This window comes from Acinetobacter sp. A1 (assembly GCF_012371315.1).
Classification (GTDB): Bacteria; Pseudomonadota; Gammaproteobacteria; order Pseudomonadales; family Moraxellaceae; genus Acinetobacter.
Map to the genome: position 1 here is coordinate 108,080 of NZ_JAAZQY010000003.1, position 17,226 is coordinate 125,305.

At 39.8% G+C, this 17,226-nt stretch carries 20 protein-coding genes; 7 read left to right on the forward strand and 13 right to left on the reverse strand.

Going from position 1 to position 17,226, the window contains the following annotated elements; genetic code table 11:
* Window positions 1-2: 2 nt before the first annotated feature.
* The 7 genes from hscA to HHA41_RS02105 form a co-directional block, all read right to left on the reverse strand.
* Window positions 3-1,862 (reverse strand): Fe-S protein assembly chaperone HscA, encoded by a 1,860-nt coding sequence (gene hscA, locus HHA41_RS02075; RefSeq protein WP_168460313.1) that lies wholly within the window; start codon window positions 1,860-1,862, stop codon window positions 3-5.
* 42 nt (window positions 1,863-1,904) lie between these two features.
* Complete coding sequence (gene hscB, locus HHA41_RS02080) at window positions 1,905-2,420, reverse strand: Fe-S protein assembly co-chaperone HscB (protein WP_168460315.1); 516 nt, start codon at window positions 2,418-2,420, stop codon at window positions 1,905-1,907.
* 101 nt (window positions 2,421-2,521) lie between these two features.
* Window positions 2,522-2,842 (reverse strand): iron-sulfur cluster assembly protein IscA, encoded by a 321-nt coding sequence (gene iscA / locus HHA41_RS02085; protein WP_168419044.1) that lies wholly within the window; start codon window positions 2,840-2,842, stop codon window positions 2,522-2,524.
* A 36-nt stretch (window positions 2,843-2,878) separates the two neighbouring features.
* A complete protein-coding gene (iscU, locus tag HHA41_RS02090; protein WP_168419045.1) occupies window positions 2,879-3,265 on the reverse strand; it encodes a Fe-S cluster assembly scaffold IscU in 387 nt (128 codons plus the stop codon).
* Between the two features lie 105 nt (window positions 3,266-3,370).
* Complete coding sequence (locus tag HHA41_RS02095; protein WP_168460317.1) at window positions 3,371-4,588, reverse strand: IscS subfamily cysteine desulfurase; 1,218 nt, start codon at window positions 4,586-4,588, stop codon at window positions 3,371-3,373.
* Window position 4,589: 1 nt separating this feature from the next.
* Window positions 4,590-5,063 (reverse strand): Rrf2 family transcriptional regulator, encoded by a 474-nt coding sequence (locus tag HHA41_RS02100; RefSeq protein ID WP_168460319.1) that lies wholly within the window; start codon window positions 5,061-5,063, stop codon window positions 4,590-4,592.
* A gap of 123 nt (window positions 5,064-5,186) precedes the next feature.
* Window positions 5,187-5,834 carry a hypothetical protein gene (locus HHA41_RS02105; RefSeq protein ID WP_168419047.1) on the reverse strand — a complete coding sequence of 216 codons (648 nt, stop codon included), beginning with the start codon at window positions 5,832-5,834 and terminating at the stop codon, window positions 5,187-5,189.
* A 195-nt stretch (window positions 5,835-6,029) separates the two neighbouring features.
* Here HHA41_RS02105 and HHA41_RS02110 point away from each other — a divergent pair, with 195 nt between their 5' ends.
* The 3 genes from HHA41_RS02110 (at window position 6,030) to HHA41_RS02120 (ending at window position 8,996) form a co-directional block, all read left to right on the forward strand.
* Entirely contained in the window at window positions 6,030-6,506 is a 477-nt protein-coding gene (locus HHA41_RS02110; protein WP_168419048.1) for a phasin family protein, read from the forward strand.
* Between the two features lie 214 nt (window positions 6,507-6,720).
* Window positions 6,721-6,993 carry an HU family DNA-binding protein gene (locus tag HHA41_RS02115; protein WP_168419049.1) on the forward strand — a complete coding sequence of 91 codons (273 nt, stop codon included), beginning with the start codon at window positions 6,721-6,723 and terminating at the stop codon, window positions 6,991-6,993.
* Window positions 6,994-7,124: 131 nt separating this feature from the next.
* Window positions 7,125-8,996 carry a SurA N-terminal domain-containing protein gene (locus tag HHA41_RS02120; RefSeq protein ID WP_168460321.1) on the forward strand — a complete coding sequence of 624 codons (1,872 nt, stop codon included), beginning with the start codon at window positions 7,125-7,127 and terminating at the stop codon, window positions 8,994-8,996.
* A gap of 83 nt (window positions 8,997-9,079) precedes the next feature.
* On the opposite strand, the gene HHA41_RS02125 is transcribed toward HHA41_RS02120, so the two are convergent.
* Window positions 9,080-9,952 (reverse strand): DUF2797 domain-containing protein, encoded by an 873-nt coding sequence (locus HHA41_RS02125; protein WP_168460323.1) that lies wholly within the window; start codon window positions 9,950-9,952, stop codon window positions 9,080-9,082.
* Window positions 9,953-9,987: 35 nt separating this feature from the next.
* Here HHA41_RS02125 and HHA41_RS02130 point away from each other — a divergent pair, with 35 nt between their 5' ends.
* Complete coding sequence (locus HHA41_RS02130; protein ID WP_168460325.1) at window positions 9,988-10,497, forward strand: DUF6231 family protein; 510 nt, start codon at window positions 9,988-9,990, stop codon at window positions 10,495-10,497.
* Between the two features lie 133 nt (window positions 10,498-10,630).
* Window positions 10,631-11,233, forward strand: a complete 603-nt coding sequence (locus tag HHA41_RS02135) for a YidB family protein (RefSeq protein ID WP_168460327.1) — start codon at window positions 10,631-10,633, stop codon at window positions 11,231-11,233.
* 62 nt (window positions 11,234-11,295) lie between these two features.
* Here the strand turns inward: HHA41_RS02135 and HHA41_RS02140 are convergent, their stop codons facing one another.
* From HHA41_RS02140 to HHA41_RS02160, 5 genes are all read right to left on the reverse strand, one after another.
* Window positions 11,296-12,372, reverse strand: a complete 1,077-nt coding sequence (locus tag HHA41_RS02140; protein ID WP_168460329.1) for a porin — start codon at window positions 12,370-12,372, stop codon at window positions 11,296-11,298.
* 370 nt (window positions 12,373-12,742) lie between these two features.
* On the reverse strand, window positions 12,743-13,156 hold the full coding sequence (locus HHA41_RS02145) for an HIT family protein (RefSeq protein WP_168460331.1): 414 nt from the start codon (window positions 13,154-13,156) through the stop codon (window positions 12,743-12,745).
* 35 nt (window positions 13,157-13,191) lie between these two features.
* The gene (locus HHA41_RS02150) at window positions 13,192-13,461 is read right to left on the reverse strand and encodes a YARHG domain-containing protein (protein ID WP_168419056.1); all 270 of its coding nucleotides are present in this window, start codon (window positions 13,459-13,461) and stop codon (window positions 13,192-13,194) included.
* 83 nt (window positions 13,462-13,544) lie between these two features.
* Window positions 13,545-14,417, reverse strand: a complete 873-nt coding sequence (locus tag HHA41_RS02155; RefSeq protein ID WP_168460333.1) for an NAD(P)-dependent oxidoreductase — start codon at window positions 14,415-14,417, stop codon at window positions 13,545-13,547.
* Between the two features lie 13 nt (window positions 14,418-14,430).
* Window positions 14,431-15,525, reverse strand: coding sequence for an alpha/beta fold hydrolase (locus tag HHA41_RS02160; protein WP_168460334.1), 1,095 nt, complete (start codon window positions 15,523-15,525; stop codon window positions 14,431-14,433).
* Between the two features lie 150 nt (window positions 15,526-15,675).
* On the opposite strand from HHA41_RS02160, the gene HHA41_RS02165 reads away from it, so the two are divergent.
* Window positions 15,676-16,863 carry an O-succinylhomoserine sulfhydrylase gene (locus tag HHA41_RS02165; RefSeq protein ID WP_168419059.1) on the forward strand — a complete coding sequence of 396 codons (1,188 nt, stop codon included), beginning with the start codon at window positions 15,676-15,678 and terminating at the stop codon, window positions 16,861-16,863.
* 29 nt (window positions 16,864-16,892) lie between these two features.
* Complete coding sequence (locus HHA41_RS02170) at window positions 16,893-17,222, forward strand: YbaB/EbfC family nucleoid-associated protein (RefSeq protein WP_004976621.1); 330 nt, start codon at window positions 16,893-16,895, stop codon at window positions 17,220-17,222.
* The last annotated feature ends 4 nt before the right edge of the window (window positions 17,223-17,226 follow it).

The following is a 17,226-nucleotide window of genomic DNA, read 5'->3' on the forward strand; positions in this document are numbered from 1 at the left end:
AATTAGTTTGAGTTTGACCAGTCGTCAAGTTTGGTACCTTTGAGTGCCGCATCAATATGTTGATTCATACGAAGCGCTGCAAAGGCATCACTGTGTATTTTAAGCTGTTCAACGGCATGTTCAATGGCTTTAATATCTTGTCCTGCCAATTCAGCATCCAATTGTGCTTTTGCTGCATTTAATGCTTCAAGCTGAGCAGGGTTAAGTAATTGTGCATCAACTTTTAAAGCTTGTTGTAAGGCTTCAAGTTCACGTTGTGCTTCAACTTTAGTTTCGTGCAAATGACGCAATTGTTTATCTTCTTCGGCATATTTAAAGCCATCAAGCAGCAAACGCTCGGTATCTGCTTCAGATAAGCCATAAGAAGGTTTGATATCAATATTAGCGCTGACGCCAGAGGTCGTTTCTTTGGCAGACACACTGAGTAAGCCGTCGGCATCGACTTGGAAAGTAACTTCGATACGTGCCTGACCAGCAGTCATTGGTGGAATACCATGCAAAACAAAACGGCCTAAGCTGCGGCAATGTTCCACCAAATCACGTTCACCTTGAACCACATGAATCAACATTGCTGTTTGACCATCTTGATAGGTCGTAAATTCTTGACGACGTGCCACTGGAATGGCGGTATTACGTGAAATAAGACGCTCGACCAAACCGCCCATGGTTTCTAAACCTAAAGACAGTGGGGTAACATCCAATAATAAAGAACCATCTTTACTGTTGCCAATTAACTGATTAGCCGTAATAGATGCGCCAATTGCAACCACTTCATCTGGGTTAATGGTGCATAATGGTTCTTGATTAAAGACTTCTTGGACTGCTTTTTGTACAGCATAAGAGCGTGTTGAGCCGCCAACCAAAACCACGTTTTGAATGTCATCTAAGTCAAGTTTGGCATCACGTATAACACGTTTGCATACACTAATGGTTTTATCCAATGCAACCTGAATAATGCTTTCAAAAGTTGCACGGTCTAAGTGTAGGGTATGCTCTAAAAGTTTTAATTCAACACTTTCTGCTTGGCTAAGCGCTTCTTTGGCTTTGCGGGCAGACACAATAAAATGCGCATGCTCTGCGTCGTCTAAGTGTTCAAGTTGAAGCTGTTTTTTTGCCCATTTTACAATTAAGCGATCTAAGTCATCACCGCCTAAAGCAGTATGACCGCCAGTGGCTAAAACTTCAAAGACACCTTGTGAAAAACGCAAAATAGAAACGTCGAAAGTACCACCACCTAAGTCATAAATAACATAGTTACGGTCTTGTTCTAAATTGGTTTCCTGATCTAAACCGTATGCAACTGCAGCAGCAGTAGGTTCGTTTAATAAGCGTAAAACTTTTAAGCCTGCGAGTTCTGCAGCATCACGGGTAGCTTGACGTTGTGCTTCATCAAAATAAGCAGGAACAGTAATTACTGCGCCATTGATTGGATTCTGCAAGCTTGCTTCAGCACGGTCTTTGAGCTGTTTAAGCAGTTCTGCGGAAATTTCAACAGGCGTTTTACGACCTTGTGCTGTTTCAAAAGCAGGCATTTGAGTGTCTTCACCCACCAAAGTGTAGGGGTGTTGAAACTTGATGTCTGCTTTAGAGCGCCCCATAAAGCGCTTAACAGAAACAATGGTATTTTTAGGATCTGTAGTAATAAACGGCGCAGCATCGTTACCATATTGGCTGCTTTGTTCTGCATAATGGACAATTGAAGGCAGTAGTACACGACCTTGTTCATCCTGTAGCACTTTGGCTTTACCAGAAAGCATGGTGGCAACCAATGAGTGGGTGGTGCCTAAGTCAATACCAATCGCGATACGATGTTCATGCGGTGCACTTGATTGACCTGGTTCTGCAATTTGCAAGAGCGCCATTATGTAAAATCCTTTGCCCGTTAAATATTTAAATACACTAAATTAAAAATCATCATCTAAATCAAAGCTATCGTCATCTAAGAAACGATCTTCAGCTTTGTCTATATCTGCCATGACTTTAATGAAAAAACGTAACTTGCGGACTGTGTCTCGTGCTTCAGCCCAATCTTCTTCGGCATAGTCAATTTTAAACTCACGTACCAAACCATCAATCCATTGCTGAACTTCAACTTTGAGGGACTGCAGGTCTTCGGCAGCACTTGCATCATCCAGTTGCTCTCGAATTTCTAGAGCATCCTGTAAAAATTCAAAATCATGAATAGATTGATCTAAGTGATAATCCTGTTTTTTCAGTGACAGCAGATAAGCTGCACGACTGTCAATTGCAGAGAGTTGTTTAAAGGCTTGATTAATTTCACTAGATTTAATCAGGGCTTGATCTTTGTCTTCAGCTTTGTCTGGGTGATATTGTTGCTGCAGCTTTAAAAATTCAGCTTTTAAAGCAGCGAAATCAATATCGAGTGCGACGGGAAGATTGAACAACTCAAAATGATTCATGGGAGATGGAATCCGCAATTAGTGTGCAAAATTGACTGCATAAATGCAATTAAAACAGTGTATTGTACACTGTTTTAAGTCATAAAAGAGGGAGGTGCTAGTTATACAGTGAAAGATTCACCACAGCCACATTCGCCTTTTTTATTGGGGTTGTTGAACTCAAAACCTTCGTTTAAGCCGTTTTTAACGTAGTCCATTTCCATACCATCTAGATACACTAGACTTTTAGGATCTACGAAAACTTTAACGCCAAACTGTTCGAACATTTGGTCATGTGCATCTACTTCATCTACAAATTCGAGCACATAAGCCAAACCAGAACAGCCTGAAGTTTTCACGCCAACGCGAATACCTTCACCCTTACCGCGATTTTTTAAATAATTGCTGATATGAGTTGCAGCATTTTCAGTTAAATTGATCATGAAAACTCCGTTTATCTTTTCACAAAACCCAGCAAATTAAGCTTTAGTTTTTTTGCTGCGATAGTCTTCAACAGCGGCTTTGATTGCATCTTCCGCCAACACAGAGCAGTGTACTTTTACTGGTGGAAGGGCTAATTCATTGGCAATATCAATGTTTTTGATGGCTTGAGCTTCATCTAAAGTTTTACCTTTAAGCCACTCAGTTACCAACGAGCTTGATGCAATTGCAGAACCGCAACCATAAGTTTTGAAACGTGCTTCTTCAATCACGCCTTCATCGTTAACTTGAATTTGTAGACGCATTACATCACCACATGCAGGTGCGCCCACCATACCTGTACCAACGTTTTCAGCATTTTTGTCTAAAACGCCAACATTACGAGGGTTTTCGTAATGATCAATTACTTTATCGCTATAAGCCATGTCGCTTCTCCAAACCTCGGGGTCCGCCTTAATATGAATATGGGGGTAAAATTACCTTTATCAATCTAATGGCTTCCTAACAAAGCCATTAGATTCAGGGATGAATTAGTGCTCAGTCCATTCCACTTTAGAAAGGTCAATGCCTTCTTTGTACATATCCCAAAGTGGTGAAAGTTCACGTAACTTTTCAACAGCAGCTTTAGTGACTTCAAGTACATGATCAATATCTTCTTCAGTGGTGTATTTACCAAAGCTGAAGCGGATTGAGCTATGTGCGAGTTCGTCTGAAAGACCTAAAGCACGTAATACATAAGATGGCTCTAAAGTTGCAGATGTACATGCAGAACCAGAAGATACCGCAGCATCTTTCAGTGACATCATTAAAGATTCACCTTCAACAAAGTTGAAGCTGATATTTAAGTAGTTTGCTACGTTCTGAGTTGGGTGACCGTTCAGGAACACTTGTTCCATAGAGTTTAAGCCATTCCAAAGCTTGTCACGCAATACACGTAAACGTGCTTGTTCAGAAGCTAAGTTTTTACCTGCAAGCTCAAACGCTTCGCCCATACCTACAATTTGGTGTGTTGCAAGTGTGCCTGAACGCATACCACGTTCGTGACCGCCACCATGCATTTGCGCTTTTAGGCGAACACGAGGGCTGCGGCGAACGAAAAGTGCACCAATACCTTTAGGACCATAGATTTTGTGTGCAGAGAAGCTCATCAAATCTACTTTTAAAGTAGATAAATCAATTTTAACTTTACCAGCGGCCTGTGCAGCATCAACGTGGAAGAAGATTTTCTTAGCACGTGTGATTTCGCCAATTGCAGCGACATCGGTAATGGTGCCAATTTCGTTATTCACCATCATCAAAGATACTAAAATCGTATCTGGACGAATTGCCGCTTCAACCATTTCAGGAGTAATTAAACCTGTTTGTGGTTGTGGCTCTAAGTAGGTGATTTCAAAACCTTCAGATTCAAGCTCACGACAGGTATCTAAAATGGCTTTATGCTCAATTTTAGAGGTAATGATGTGTTTGCCTTTAGAAGCGTAGAATTGTGCTACACCTTTAAGCGCAAGGTTGTCAGATTCGGTTGCACCTGAAGTCCACACGATTTCACGAGGGTCTGCTTTGATCAAGTTAGCAACTTGTTCACGTGCATATTCAACTTTTTCTTCTGCTTGCCAGCCATAAGCGTGTGAGCGAGAAGCGGCATTACCGAAAGTCCCATCAAAAGTCAGGCACTCCATCATGCGTTCTGCAACTTGCGGATCTACAGGAGTGGTTGCTGCGTAGTCAAGATAAATAGGACGTTTCATGTCAAATACCTGTAACCGATAAAAAGGCTGAATCAAACGGAGCTGTATTTTGGCGGATGGCAACGGTTTGTACGTTGTCACGGGCTACTAAGTCAGCAAGTGAGATTTTAGCGAGATAGTCGGCGATATGATGGGAGAGTTCTTGCCATAAGTCATGAGTTAAGCACATTGCACCATTTTGGCAGTTCCCTTTATGGTCGCAGCGAGTGGCATCAACTGTTTCATTTACGGCTTCAATAATTTCTAGTACAGTGATTTCATTTGCACTACGTGCTAAATGGTAACCACCGTTAGCACCGCGAACACTAGACACTAAGCCGTGGCGCTTAAGTTTTGCGAATAACTGCTCAAGATAAGCAACAGAAATAGTTTGACGGGCTGCAATTTCAGCAAGCGTGATCGTTTGTTCAGTTGGCTGCAAAGCTAAATCAAGTAGAGCAGTCACTGCGTAGCGACCGCGAGTTGTTAAGCGCATGATTCGATACACATGATTAGACTAGATGTGTGTATTCTATGAATCCCGACTAAATTAGTCAAGTATTTTATTGTTATCTTGTAGCGGAGGTTTAGGGCTGTTTTTATTGATGTTTTAGTGTTCTTAATTCAGCCATAAATTATACACTAATAACGTAATTAATAGTACTGTTATTATGCTAAAGGCGATATTGATACGTTTTTGACGTCGCTCAATACGACGAATACGGTTTTTATGTTGTTTCAGCTCAACTTGTAAGGTGTTAATTTTAGAGCGCTGCTCATCAATTTTGTCTAAAAGTGGGGCAATACGTTTTTTAGAGCTAACCACTTCTTGCCCTTGAGGTGCTTCTTTTAACCACTGTTTCCAGTCGGCCAAAACTTTAGGCGCACTAAAATGCAAAATCAGATCACGAAATTCATCTTTTAGAGTGATGTCGCCATCTATACGCATGTGTTTGATGCTACGACGGTTGCCTAAAATGAAGATTTTAAATAAATCCATTAAAGTGGTGCGTACATCTAAATCAATAGCTTGATCAGGCGCTTTACTGTCAAACAAAATGCCATGTGGGCTAAATTGCACATATATGTCAAAATAAGGAATGTAGCTATTAATTTTTATAGTAATTTTTTGATCTACAAATTTTTTAGCTTGCAATGCGACAACGCGATCGTGCTTTAAAATAAAGCTAAAAATGGTTTCAAGCACAATCATAACCATGGTGAGCAACAAATGCGGATTACTTTGTCTTTGTTGCGAGTCACTCATAAAACCAAGTCCCTTAATTTAAAAGTTGAATTCCTTAATTTGTGTTTTTTGATCAGAAATATCGGAAAACACATGCAATAATCTTGCTTTGTAGAACAGTTTAGCAAAACGATCAAGTATTTAATTTGCTATTATTGGCGTATTTTGTAGGTTTATTATATTCATTTGCGCATAAAATAAGCGGGAGATGTGTCCATGGAAAATGCAACACAAACGCCAGAAGAACATACTTCTGAATCTGAAAATACATTGAAAAATAAAGATAAAATACGTGCAGGTCGTAAATCTTCACTCGATTTTCGTAAATATACCAAGCAAATTTGGTTAGCAGGTTTAGGTGCTTTTTCACGCGCTGAAGAGGAAGGCAATAAATTGTTTGACTCTCTGGTCAAGGTGGGGGAAGAGCTGGAATCTAAAACCACTGAAATTGCTGACCAAACTGTTGAAAAGGTTTCAGAAAAAGCCAAGGAATCGGTGATAGACACCAAAGACAAGGTCGAGCGTCTGATTGACCATAGCGTAAATCATTCTTTAAATAGAATTGGCTTAGTAACAGCAAAAGATCTTCAACATTTAGAGCATTTAGTATTACAATTACATGCCAAAGTTGATGCCTTGATTGAAGAAAATAAACAATTAAAAGAAGATGTTGCAAAAAGTAAACGTGTCTAGCCTAGATTTAGAAACATGCAGATGTGGATGAGAGACGGGTTTTAGACTAATTGTCAATAGTATCTTATGCTCCATCGTTTTTTACCATTTATTTTGCATAAAAGCGTACAGGGAGTATTGCTTTTACCCTCAAAGCATTGCTATAAAGGCGTTACGGTAATTTAAATTAAATCTCTGGACCTTAAATAAACGATATTAAGAGGACGTAATCTTCATGAATAAATCAGAATTAATCGATGCAATTGCAGAGAAAGGGGGATTGTCTAAGACTGATGCAGGTAAAGCCTTAGACGCAACAATTGCTTCAATTACTGAAGCGCTTAAAGCTGGTGATACTGTAACTTTAGTGGGTTTTGGTACATTTAGCGTGAAAGAGCGTGCTGCACGTACAGGTCGCAACCCACAAACAGGTGCAACCCTAGAAATTAAAGCAAGCAAAGTACCAAGCTTTAAAGCAGGTAAAGGTTTGAAAGATTCAGTAGCATAATCTTTTAAAATGCCAAGAAAGCGCGCCAATTGGCGCGTTTTTTATTAATAATGTCAATAAAAGGCGTCAATGCATTCATTCGCAGAGGGTTTTCAGTTAAAATCTTCCGCAAATAAAATATTGGAATACTTATGGAATCTTTTCGTAAAGTTATTAAGGGTTGGTTGGGCAAAGTTTTGCTCGTTTTATTCTTGACCCCTTTAGCACTTGTAGGTATTGAAGGATATTTTAGTGGTGGTCAGTCTGAAGACACTGCACAAACCGTGAATGGTCAGCAAATTTCAAAACGAGAATTAGACAATCTGACCAACTCGCTGAAAGAACAATACTTGGCTTATACCAACGGTGATGAAACGCTGTTAAATCAAAATTACATTCAAAATAAAGCACAAGACACTTTGGTTGCACGTACTTTGTTATTGCAACAGGCTGAAAAACTGGGCATTTCTTTGAGTGATGCTCAAATTGAGCAAATGATTGCGCAACAGCCAAACTTCCAACAAGACGGTAAGTTTTCTGAAACATTGTATGCCAACTATTTGCAATCTGTGGGTATGACGAATCAAGCATTGGTTGCAAACTTGCGTCAGGATCACGCTTTAAAAATGCTAAGTGCGAGCTTTACAGATTATGCTTTGGTGAGCCCGTCTGATATTCAGCAAATTGCAAATCTACAGACCCAACAGCGTACTTTGCATTTGTCTAGCATTAAGTTGGATGACTACAAGAAAAATATCAGCGTGACTACACAAGAAATTGCAGCATATTATGAGCAGCATTCAAGCACCTTTAAGCAAGTGGCAAGTGTAGATGTTGATTATGTTGTCGTTACGCCTGCAAATATTGCCCCTGCAAATACGACTGTGTCGGATGCTGAATTACAGCAAGCGTATCAAAAGTTTGTAGACACGCAAAAAAGTGCAGCAACGCCGACGGTTAAACATATTTTAATCACCACGGATGCACGTGATGATCCCGCAGCTCAAAAACTGGCAGCACAAGCAGCTACTGAAATTCAACAGGGTGCAAGTTTTGCCTCTGCTGCACAAAAGTATTCAGATGACCCTGAGTCTAAGGCCAAAGGTGGTACGGTTGCAGGTTATGAAGCTGGTGTCTTTGGTGATGCTTTCGATAAAGCTGTAAATAGCCTGAGATCGGGTGAAGTATCTCAGCCGATTAAAACGCAATATGGCTATCATTTAATTCAAACTGAAGGTGCTGCAGTTCAAGTACCTACGTTTGAAGCTGAAAAAGCACGTTTAACAGCTGAGTTGCAAAAAGCAAAAACTGAAAATGCTTATACAGATACCATCAACAGCTTAAATGAATTGGTGGTAAGCAGTGACGCTTTAGATGTCGTGGCTGAAGAAGTTAAAACAGTCAAAGTTCAATCTGCTAATGCGGTTACTTTAGCGACACAACATCCTGTGTTAAGCCAGCCAAGTGTGAAAGTGAAGCTGTTTAATGATGATGTGAAAAATGGTGATCGTAATGCCTCAAGCAATATCACTTTGGCTAATGGTGATGTGGTATGGGTGAAAGTGCGTAATTACCATGCAGCAGGTGTGCAAACTTTAGAGGAGGCAACCCCGCGTGTGAAAACACAACTGATTGAGAAAAAAGCATTTGATGCGGCTAAAAAAGATATTCAAGCTGCTTTAGATGCATTTAAAACTCAGCCAGCTGCAACGGTTTTAGCTAAAAACCAAATCCGTTTTGAAAATGCAGGTACATTTACTCGTGCAGATGGCTTGTTAAAGCGTGAAATTGAACGTGCTGCATTTAGTGTGCTTGCACCTAAACAAGGCATGTGGTCAGTAACCACAGCGTCTTTACCGAATGAATTGGTTGTGGTTGCTGTATCGAATGTAAATGACACAACTTCGAATGCTTTAACGCCTGAACAGCTCAAAGAATTGGCGCAGTTATATCAACAACTTCGTGCTCAGCAAGAGTTGGATGACTACACTCAATATTTGAAGTCTCAAGCGAAAATCAAATAGTCATATTTATCATCAAAGAAAAAACCAGCAAATTTGCTGGTTTTTTTGTGCTTGTGAAAGCGTTGACTAAGAATATTTGTGACTCATTCAGCGCGGATTTTTAATTCATAACCTGTATATTTACGAATGTTAATCACGCCTGTATCTAATATGAGATATTGTCCTTTAATACCTTGTAACTTACCGCGAATAATTGGGGTTTTATCCAAATTATGCGATTTGATTTTTTCAGGATATTGCTCTACAGGGTAAACAAACTCACGTGGTGGCTCTTGCTCTAACAATTCAACGGTTTCATTGAATTCTAAGTTTTGACTAAATTCATCACGAATAGTTTGAATTTTAGGTGCAAACTCTTCAATAAGCTGTTCACGCACTTCAATTAAGTTCAAAGGTGCTGCTTCACCTTTAAGCAGTTTACGCCAGTCCGTTTTATCTGCCACTTGTGAACCAAACATGATTTCGAGTTGCCCAGATAAACGGCGTGAGCCAACTTTCATAATTGGCAATGCTTGGGTGGCACCCTGATCTAACCAGCGTGTTGGCATTTGTCCTAGACGGGTAATCCCCACTTTTAAAGCGCTGGAGTTGGCTAAATAGACTATATGTGGTTGAAAGCAGACCTCATGCGCAAAACTATCTTCACGACACGTCCCTAAATGATAATGACAGGTTTCAGGTTTCATAATGCACATATCGCAAGAAGCCTTAGTTTTAAAGCATTTAAAACAATGACCCTGAGAATATGATTTTGGGGTTTTGACACCACAAGAAACACAGTAAATATTGCCTGTCCATTCCAGTTCAATTTCTTGACCAAGCTGAAAAGGCAGATCAATTTCTGAACGGTCTAGAATAAATTTATATTCAACATTTGCCTTGTGTACCTGTTCATCAGTTACACTATGGTCCTTAAGACCTGCGTGCATTTTATGGCAAATGCCTTGTAGTTCCATAAGAATACTCTCTCAAAAAATGAAGGAATGCAGTAATGGCTGATATGCGTTTGATTCAAGCGTTGATTGCAGATTTATCTCAACAACAGCCAATTTCTACCGCATTATGTGTGGGGCAAAATAGTGAAACTAGCCCGAATCCTCAAAATATAACAGTGGATAATTTTCCCACTATTGCATGTCAGTATTTTAGCGCATTGGACTTTTTAAATCTGCCTTTTACCCAGCGTTTTGATTTAGGTATTGTTTTTTTAGACAGCACAGATTTTTTCTCTGACAGTACACAGGAAAAATTGACTCTGCAAAAATCTCAGGTATTGGTGAAATTACGTGATTTACTGGCTAAACGAATTATAGTTATCGCTTCACGTGAAGATGAGCAATTGCTTCGTGCGCTTGGTTTTACCCAATTAATTGACCATAAATTTGAAGAACATCATTTGACCTTATGGCAGTTTAATATTTTGACTTATAAGCACGTGCCTGATTGGTTTAACTCTAAGTTTTGGGCAAATCCTGAAAATTGGGATAAATTCCGTTGGTAAACACTTAAGTAGTTCACCTTAAAGTGATACTTGAGTCATAAAAAGAAAACTTATTGCAAAATTTAACAATTTCTAGCAAGCATTTAGCTTAAAACTTCGTATGCTGTCATTAGGGCATAATGAGGAAAATAAAATGACCAATTTAAGCAATATTGTTGAAATATTGGCAAAGCAAGCATTAGGTGCGAATCAACAATCTAATCAATCACAAGGTGGTTTAGGTGGTATTTTAGGTTCGGTATTGGGGCAGTTAAGTGGAAATAACCAGCAATCATCTCAAGGTGGCTTGGGTGGAATTCTTGGTTCGGTACTTGGCCAGTTAGGCGGGCAGCAACAGCGTTCAACAGCAGGCGCTTCTGGTACACAAAGTTTGCTGGTTGCAGTACTGCCTTTGGTGTTGGCATGGATTCAAAAACAAGGTGGTTTGCAAGGTGCTTTGGATAAGTTAAAAGGGCAAGGCTTAACTAGTCAGGTAGATGATTGGGTGTCTACAGGCCCAGGTGAGAATGCACATGTAGGTGCTGAACAAGTACAAAGTTTATTTGATGATGCTGATGTAGAGCAGGTCGCGCAGCAAACTCAGGCACCAAAGCAAGATATTTATAGTGCAATTTCTACAGTATTGCCGCAAATTATTGATTCATTGACACCACAAGGTGAGCAAACCAGTAAACAAGAAGCCAACGACGATATTCAACAAGTCATGAATTTAGTGTCTGGGTTTTTAAAGCGTTAAATTTAAGAAAAAATAAAAGGGCATAAGCCCTTTTATTTTTAGAATTCACTTTAATCTTAAGATTAGAAGTTATATTCCATACCTAAACCAAATACTGTTTTGTTATCTTCTTCAAGATCTACACCAGTAATATCAATTTTTTGTTGTGCAAGAACACCGTAGAAACGAGTTTGTTTATTGAGGTTGTAGTCAACACCGATACCATATTGGTCAATGGTGATATCACCATCAAATGCCTCAGCTGTAGTTTCAGCAGTTTGGTATTGAGCTTTAACAACCCATGGTGTGTTGCCAACTTTATATGTTGAGCTAAGTAACCAAGCTTTTTCTTCTAAACCTTCAAGACCTTCAATTTTGTCAGTTGGTTCTGCTTGTTGGTAAAGAGCACCAAGTACTAAACCGTTTACACCTACTTTGCTAAAATCGTAAGAACCAGTCACACGTACAGCATCTGAATATAGTTTTTCACCATCTAATCCAGCGTATTTACCTTGAACGCCAAAGTTACCTGCTAGTGCAAGAGCAACACCAACATCTTTATTATCATAAGTCAAAGAAGTAGAGATAGAATCACCAAAACCATCGCGTTTTCCTTTTTGACCAGATGTGGCATAGTCATTATTTGCATCTTCACCTTGTTGCGCTAGGATATTAAATTGTAAGCCACCTAGCATTTTTTTGTCTGTTTCAAACCCGATAGAGTTTTTAAGACGATCTTCACCATACATCATGTTTGTGATATCAAGGGTGTGATCATTAAAGATATCTTGGTATTTTCCAGCAGCATTTTTGAAATAAGAATCAAAAATACCAGCTTTTAAAGTACCTACATTTTCAAACTTTAAACCACCAAAAAGATTACGTTTTTTGAAAGTTTGAGCATCATTTTCATCACCATCAGCACTGATTTCCCATTCAGCCACATAAACTGCTGATACATTTTCAGTTAATTTTTCTTCGCCTTTAACCCCAATACGAGAAGCGTTAGAATTTAATTCAGTGACATCTTGATCTTTTTCAAAATCATCATTTTGAATTTGGTCAACCGATAGATTGATCTTACCATACAAAGTTGGTGCTGCTTGTGCTGCGCTTACACCCATTGCTGCAACAGTAGCTGCTAGAAGCAATTTTTTCATCAAGATTTCTCCAAAACACTTTTAAAAATGGCATTCGCCTTGCTTTCTTATTTAGTTAGCTTGTGTACAAAAAGTTACACAAGCTCACCAACTTGCTAAGCAGTATCTGCAAACTATGTGACATTGAAGTGAAGAAAAAATTACAATTTGATGACAGGTAATAAAATGTAATAAATAGACTTCTTGCGTTAGTTACATTTTAATCACCCGAAAGTTATATTTATGAGCTTTTAGCCAATTCAAAAATTAGATAAAACTATACTTTCGCAAGAGGTCTAATAATTGTGATTTATTTTTAAGTATTTGAATTGTTTTTAAATAAAAAATGGAGCAGCTGCTCCATTCATTTTGTATGACATTTTTGAAATTTTTAAAGCGCTGCTTTAATTTTTTCTGCTTGGGCTTTAATTTTTTCTTGATCGCCCATTTGTGCAGCATGTTTTCCAAGTTCGTGAACTGAAGTTGGAATTAAATGGAAATGAACATGCGGTACAGTTTGTCCTGCACTTGCACCAGATAGCTGCATGAGCACAATACCATCTACACCTAAGCCTTTTTCAATGGCTTTGGCAATTTTTTGCACAATTTGGATGGTATATGCTGCAGCTTCGGCAGGTAGGTCCAATAAAGTAACTGCAGGTGTTTTAGGAATAACCAAGGTGTGACCATCGGCTTGTGGCATGATGTCCATAAACGCAAGCACGTGTTCATCTTCATACACTTTTATTGCAGGAAGCTCACCACGTAAAATTCTTGCAAAAATATTTTGATCATCGTAAGCCATAATAATTCCTTCAATTCAGCTTATTTTCAAAACTGTTATTTACAGTTCAATTCTTTTTGACGTGCTTTAATTGCATCAAGGCGTTGTTGTTCTTTTTCAGAGAACTTCGGCTTAGTTGTATAGCAGTTGTCATTACCAAAACGTGCTTTAGCTTCAGGGTCTTTAAAGCAGAAACCTTTAGATGCATAAATAACATCGTGATCATTTTTTAATTTTTGACATTCTTGCTCAGAAGCAAAAGCAGTTGAATTTGCCCCGATAAAAGTTGCAAGGCTTGCAAATACGGCAATGCTAAACTTTTTCATAAGAGTTTCCTCTGTGGTTTGTAGGGTGACGAAGCACTTATATACATTATTGGGTTTGTGGCTGCGTATTCAATGGCGAGTTCTTACTCTAGGGTAATATTACTCCATAATTCATACATTTTCACGGCACTGGAAAAATCACTGTCTTTTTCTGCAGTTAAATTTGCCGCTTGAATCAGACTTTGAGTTAATGCCAGTACAGGTGCAGGCAAGGCCGCCTCACGGACTAAATCAAGTGCAATGCCTGTATCTTTGGCAAGTAAAGGCAGTGCAAAGGTATTGGGGAAAGCACGATTCAGTACTCGTTGCGGTAAAATCATTTCTGTTACGGCACTTTTGCCACTTGAGGCATTAATGCATTGCAAAGCCTGATTCAAATTTACCCCATGTGCTTTTAGGGTAGTAAAACCTTCAGCAGCAGCACATAGGCTGACCGCCATGAGCATATTATTCACCGCTTTAACTGCAAAACCTGCACCTGGTTCACCCACGTGCTGAATCACTTTACCAAAAGCCTGAATTGCAGGGAGCGCTTTTTCAAAGGCTGCTGCTTTACCACCAATCATGACCGTTAAGGTGGCATTTTCTGCACCAATGGTTTGGCCACTTACAGGTGCATCTAAGAAATCGACGTTTTGGGCTTTAAGTTGTTGTACCAGTTTTTTTGCGCTTTCAGGTACGCCACTGGTGCAGTCGACCCAAACTGAACCTGCTTTAAGTTGAACTTGTGCAATCAGGTTTTCAACTTCGGTACTGGTAGGCAAGCAAGAAAAAATAACATCTGCCTGTACCGCTTGAGCCAATTCAACCGCTTGAGTGCCATATTCTGCAGCATGTTGCTCGGCTTTGGCAAAGTTACGATTCCAAACATAGACCGTGTCAAAATGTTTGGGTAAATGTGCTGCCATGCGGTAGCCCATTGCGCCTAAGCCAATAAATGCAACAGATTGAATCATGTTCGTGCTCTCTTTATGCGATTTTGCTGGATCGTTGTTCTAACCATGTGGTCAATTTAGGCCAAAATTCATTGGCACTTTTTTGACTGGACATTAAACCTAAATGCCCACCAGGAATAAGAGTAAACGTGACATCGGTACTACTTGTCAATTCACACAAAGGTTGAGCTGCCTCTGCTGTGACAATCTGATCACTGTCACCTGCACCAACCAGAAGTGGGCAATCAATATCTTTTAGGTCTATATTGTGCTGTTTGAGCTGAATATGACCTTGTTTAAGTGGGTTTTGCAGCCAAACATTTAACACCATGTCCTGATTAATGCCGCCTGGATAATCAATCATATTGTTTAAAAAATTGGCAAGCGTGGCATTTTCATGCAAAGTCTGTAAGTCATGCAAATTGGAGAGCATCTGTTTATTGCTTTCCAGCCACGCTTTCGGGTCTAAAATTTTAAAACCTATCGCATTAATCAAGCCAGGTGTATGAATAAAATGCTTGGGGATGTTGCCCGAATAAAATGCATGTTGCAGTTTCGGGTATTTGGAAATCAGACGATTGGTGATTTGAAATAGCTTACCCACGCGCCCCGATGCATAACTGTCTACAGGACTGCCCAAAATCATTAAATTTTTAACATGCTCAGGTCGGTGTTTTGCAGTGTAAAGCATGGCAAAGACACCTGCCATACTCCAACCATGCAAAGAGATTTGTGTGGTTTGTGCATGCTGCAAAATATGTTGAATACAATGTGGCAAGGCATCATCTATAAAAGCCATAAAATTTAGATGACGATGTTGATAGGTTAATTGCCCCCAATCAATCAGATAGACATCAAAACCACTATGCTGAAAATGCTTGACCAGTGAGCGATACGGATATAAATCGTAAATGGACATGGTAATGGCAAGCGGTGCCACAAATACCAGCGGCTCTTTGTATTGCTTGTTTGGCGAGGCGTAATAACGAATCTGTGCATGTTTATAACGTGCAACAATTTCATAGGCTGTGGACTGAGACAGAATCAAATCCCGACTCTTAAACAGACGTGTACTGAGGTTTTTCAGTTTTTTTCGGTGCGGATTAAATTTTCGTTGTAACTGATTCATGAGGTGTTCCATCACACAAGGCGCCGATTTGAATGAAGTCTAAGCGATATTTATACATTTTACCTTGACCTTAAATACGCTTGGCGCTCAAAATGTTGGCAATTATTAACAAACAGGTCTTAGGACTAAATTAAGGGCTGAGCAGTAAAGATGAGTCAACCAGACGACCTTACATATCAATTAGATACTTTAGCGATTCGTACAGGGCATAACCGTACATTTGAAAGTGAACACAGCGAACCAATTTTTCTGACGTCATCTTTTGTCTGTGAAAATGCTGCCGATGCAGCCGCCAAGTTTTCAGGCGAAATTGAAGGGAATACCTATTCACGTTATACCAACCCAACGGTACAAGCCTTTGAAAAGCGTTTAGCTGTTTTGGATGGTGCAGAACGTGCTGTGGCAACAAGCTCAGGTATGGCGGCAGTGCATGCTGTGACCTTGGCTTATCTTAAAGCAGGCGATCATGTGGTGTGTTCACGTGCGGTCTTTGGCTCTATCATTTCACTGTTTGAAAAATATGTGATGAAGTTTGGGGTAGATGTCACATTTGTCGATCTAGAAGATTTAGACAGTTGGAAACAAGCAATTCGTCCAAATACGCGTTTGTTATTTATTGAAACACCATCAAATCCATTGGCTCAGGTGGGTGACTTGCAAGCGATTGCCGATATTGCACATGCACATGGTGCGTTATTTGCGGTAGATAACACTTTCTGTACGCCCGTTTTGCAACAACCACTAAAATTTGGTGCAGACCTCATTATTTATTCATCAACCAAATATATTGATGGTCAGGGGCGTGCTTTGGGCGGTGCGGTTGTCGGTAAAGACAAGTTGGTCGAAGAAATCAACAGTGTTATTCGTACCTTGGGTAATTCATTAAGTCCGTTTAATGCATGGATTTTCTTAAAAGGCTTGGAAACATTAAGCCTGCGTATGAAAGCGCATTGTGCCAGCGCACAAAAACTTGCAGAGTGGCTAGATGCACATCCAAAAGTGGAAAAAGTGTATTATGCGGGACTGCCACATCACGTAGGGCATGAACTCGCGAAAAAACAACAGTCTGGTTTTGGTGGTGTTGTATCGTTTGTAGTGAAAGGTGAGCGTGAAGGCGCTTGGACCGTAATTGATAATACACGCTTCTTGTCGATTACTAGTAACTTGGGTGATGTAAAGTCGACTATTACCCATCCTGCAACAACATCGCATGGCCGAATGAGTCCAGAAGCCAAACAAGCAGCAGGCATCAGCGAAGGTTTAATTCGTGTTTCTGTTGGCTTGGAAGATATTGATGATATTATTCGCGACATCGAGCGCGGTTTAGACCTCATTTAAAACGATAGATCATTTGTTCGGAGATTTTTATGAACATTAATATGTTGATGCAGCAAGCTCAGCGCATGCAAAAAGAAGTGGAAAACAACATTAAAAAAGCCAAAGAAGAACTTGCGCAAACTGAAGTGCATGCAGAAGCGGGTGGTGGTTTAGTGAAAGTGACTATGACTTGCCGTAATGTAGTGAAACGTATCGAAATTAATCCTGAATTGTTGCAAGACGATGCAGACATGATTGAAGATTTGATTGCAGCTGCAATGAATGATGCAGCACGTCAGGCTGAAGCAATTTCTGAAGAGAAAATGAAGTCTGCAAACTCTGGTATGGGCTTGCCACCTGGCTTGGCAGGTTTATTCTAAGGAA

What these genes read in the sequence shown, in the direction of transcription:
- hscA (WP_168460313.1), bottom strand. Translation starts at nt 1,862, where the DNA reads ATGGCGCTCTTGCAAATTGCAGAACCAGGTCAATCAAGTGCACCGCAT.
- hscB (WP_168460315.1), bottom strand. Translation starts at nt 2,420, where the DNA reads ATGAATCATTTTGAGTTGTTCAATCTTCCCGTCGCACTCGATATTGAT.
- iscA (WP_168419044.1), bottom strand. Translation starts at nt 2,842, where the DNA reads ATGATCAATTTAACTGAAAATGCTGCAACTCATATCAGCAATTATTTA.
- iscU (WP_168419045.1), bottom strand. Translation starts at nt 3,265, where the DNA reads ATGGCTTATAGCGATAAAGTAATTGATCATTACGAAAACCCTCGTAAT.
- HHA41_RS02095 (WP_168460317.1), bottom strand. Translation starts at nt 4,588, where the DNA reads ATGAAACGTCCTATTTATCTTGACTACGCAGCAACCACTCCTGTAGAT.
- HHA41_RS02100 (WP_168460319.1), bottom strand. Translation starts at nt 5,063, where the DNA reads ATGCGCTTAACAACTCGCGGTCGCTACGCAGTGACTGCTCTACTTGAT.
- HHA41_RS02105 (WP_168419047.1), bottom strand. Translation starts at nt 5,834, where the DNA reads ATGAGTGACTCGCAACAAAGACAAAGTAATCCGCATTTGTTGCTCACC.
- HHA41_RS02110 (WP_168419048.1), top strand. Translation starts at nt 6,030, where the DNA reads ATGGAAAATGCAACACAAACGCCAGAAGAACATACTTCTGAATCTGAA.
- HHA41_RS02115 (WP_168419049.1), top strand. Translation starts at nt 6,721, where the DNA reads ATGAATAAATCAGAATTAATCGATGCAATTGCAGAGAAAGGGGGATTG.
- HHA41_RS02120 (WP_168460321.1), top strand. Translation starts at nt 7,125, where the DNA reads ATGGAATCTTTTCGTAAAGTTATTAAGGGTTGGTTGGGCAAAGTTTTG.
- HHA41_RS02125 (WP_168460323.1), bottom strand. Translation starts at nt 9,952, where the DNA reads ATGGAACTACAAGGCATTTGCCATAAAATGCACGCAGGTCTTAAGGAC.
- HHA41_RS02130 (WP_168460325.1), top strand. Translation starts at nt 9,988, where the DNA reads ATGGCTGATATGCGTTTGATTCAAGCGTTGATTGCAGATTTATCTCAA.
- HHA41_RS02135 (WP_168460327.1), top strand. Translation starts at nt 10,631, where the DNA reads ATGACCAATTTAAGCAATATTGTTGAAATATTGGCAAAGCAAGCATTA.
- HHA41_RS02140 (WP_168460329.1), bottom strand. Translation starts at nt 12,372, where the DNA reads ATGAAAAAATTGCTTCTAGCAGCTACTGTTGCAGCAATGGGTGTAAGC.
- HHA41_RS02145 (WP_168460331.1), bottom strand. Translation starts at nt 13,156, where the DNA reads ATGGCTTACGATGATCAAAATATTTTTGCAAGAATTTTACGTGGTGAG.
- HHA41_RS02150 (WP_168419056.1), bottom strand. Translation starts at nt 13,461, where the DNA reads ATGAAAAAGTTTAGCATTGCCGTATTTGCAAGCCTTGCAACTTTTATC.
- HHA41_RS02155 (WP_168460333.1), bottom strand. Translation starts at nt 14,417, where the DNA reads ATGATTCAATCTGTTGCATTTATTGGCTTAGGCGCAATGGGCTACCGC.
- HHA41_RS02160 (WP_168460334.1), bottom strand. Translation starts at nt 15,525, where the DNA reads ATGAATCAGTTACAACGAAAATTTAATCCGCACCGAAAAAAACTGAAA.
- HHA41_RS02165 (WP_168419059.1), top strand. Translation starts at nt 15,676, where the DNA reads ATGAGTCAACCAGACGACCTTACATATCAATTAGATACTTTAGCGATT.
- HHA41_RS02170 (WP_004976621.1), top strand. Translation starts at nt 16,893, where the DNA reads ATGAACATTAATATGTTGATGCAGCAAGCTCAGCGCATGCAAAAAGAA.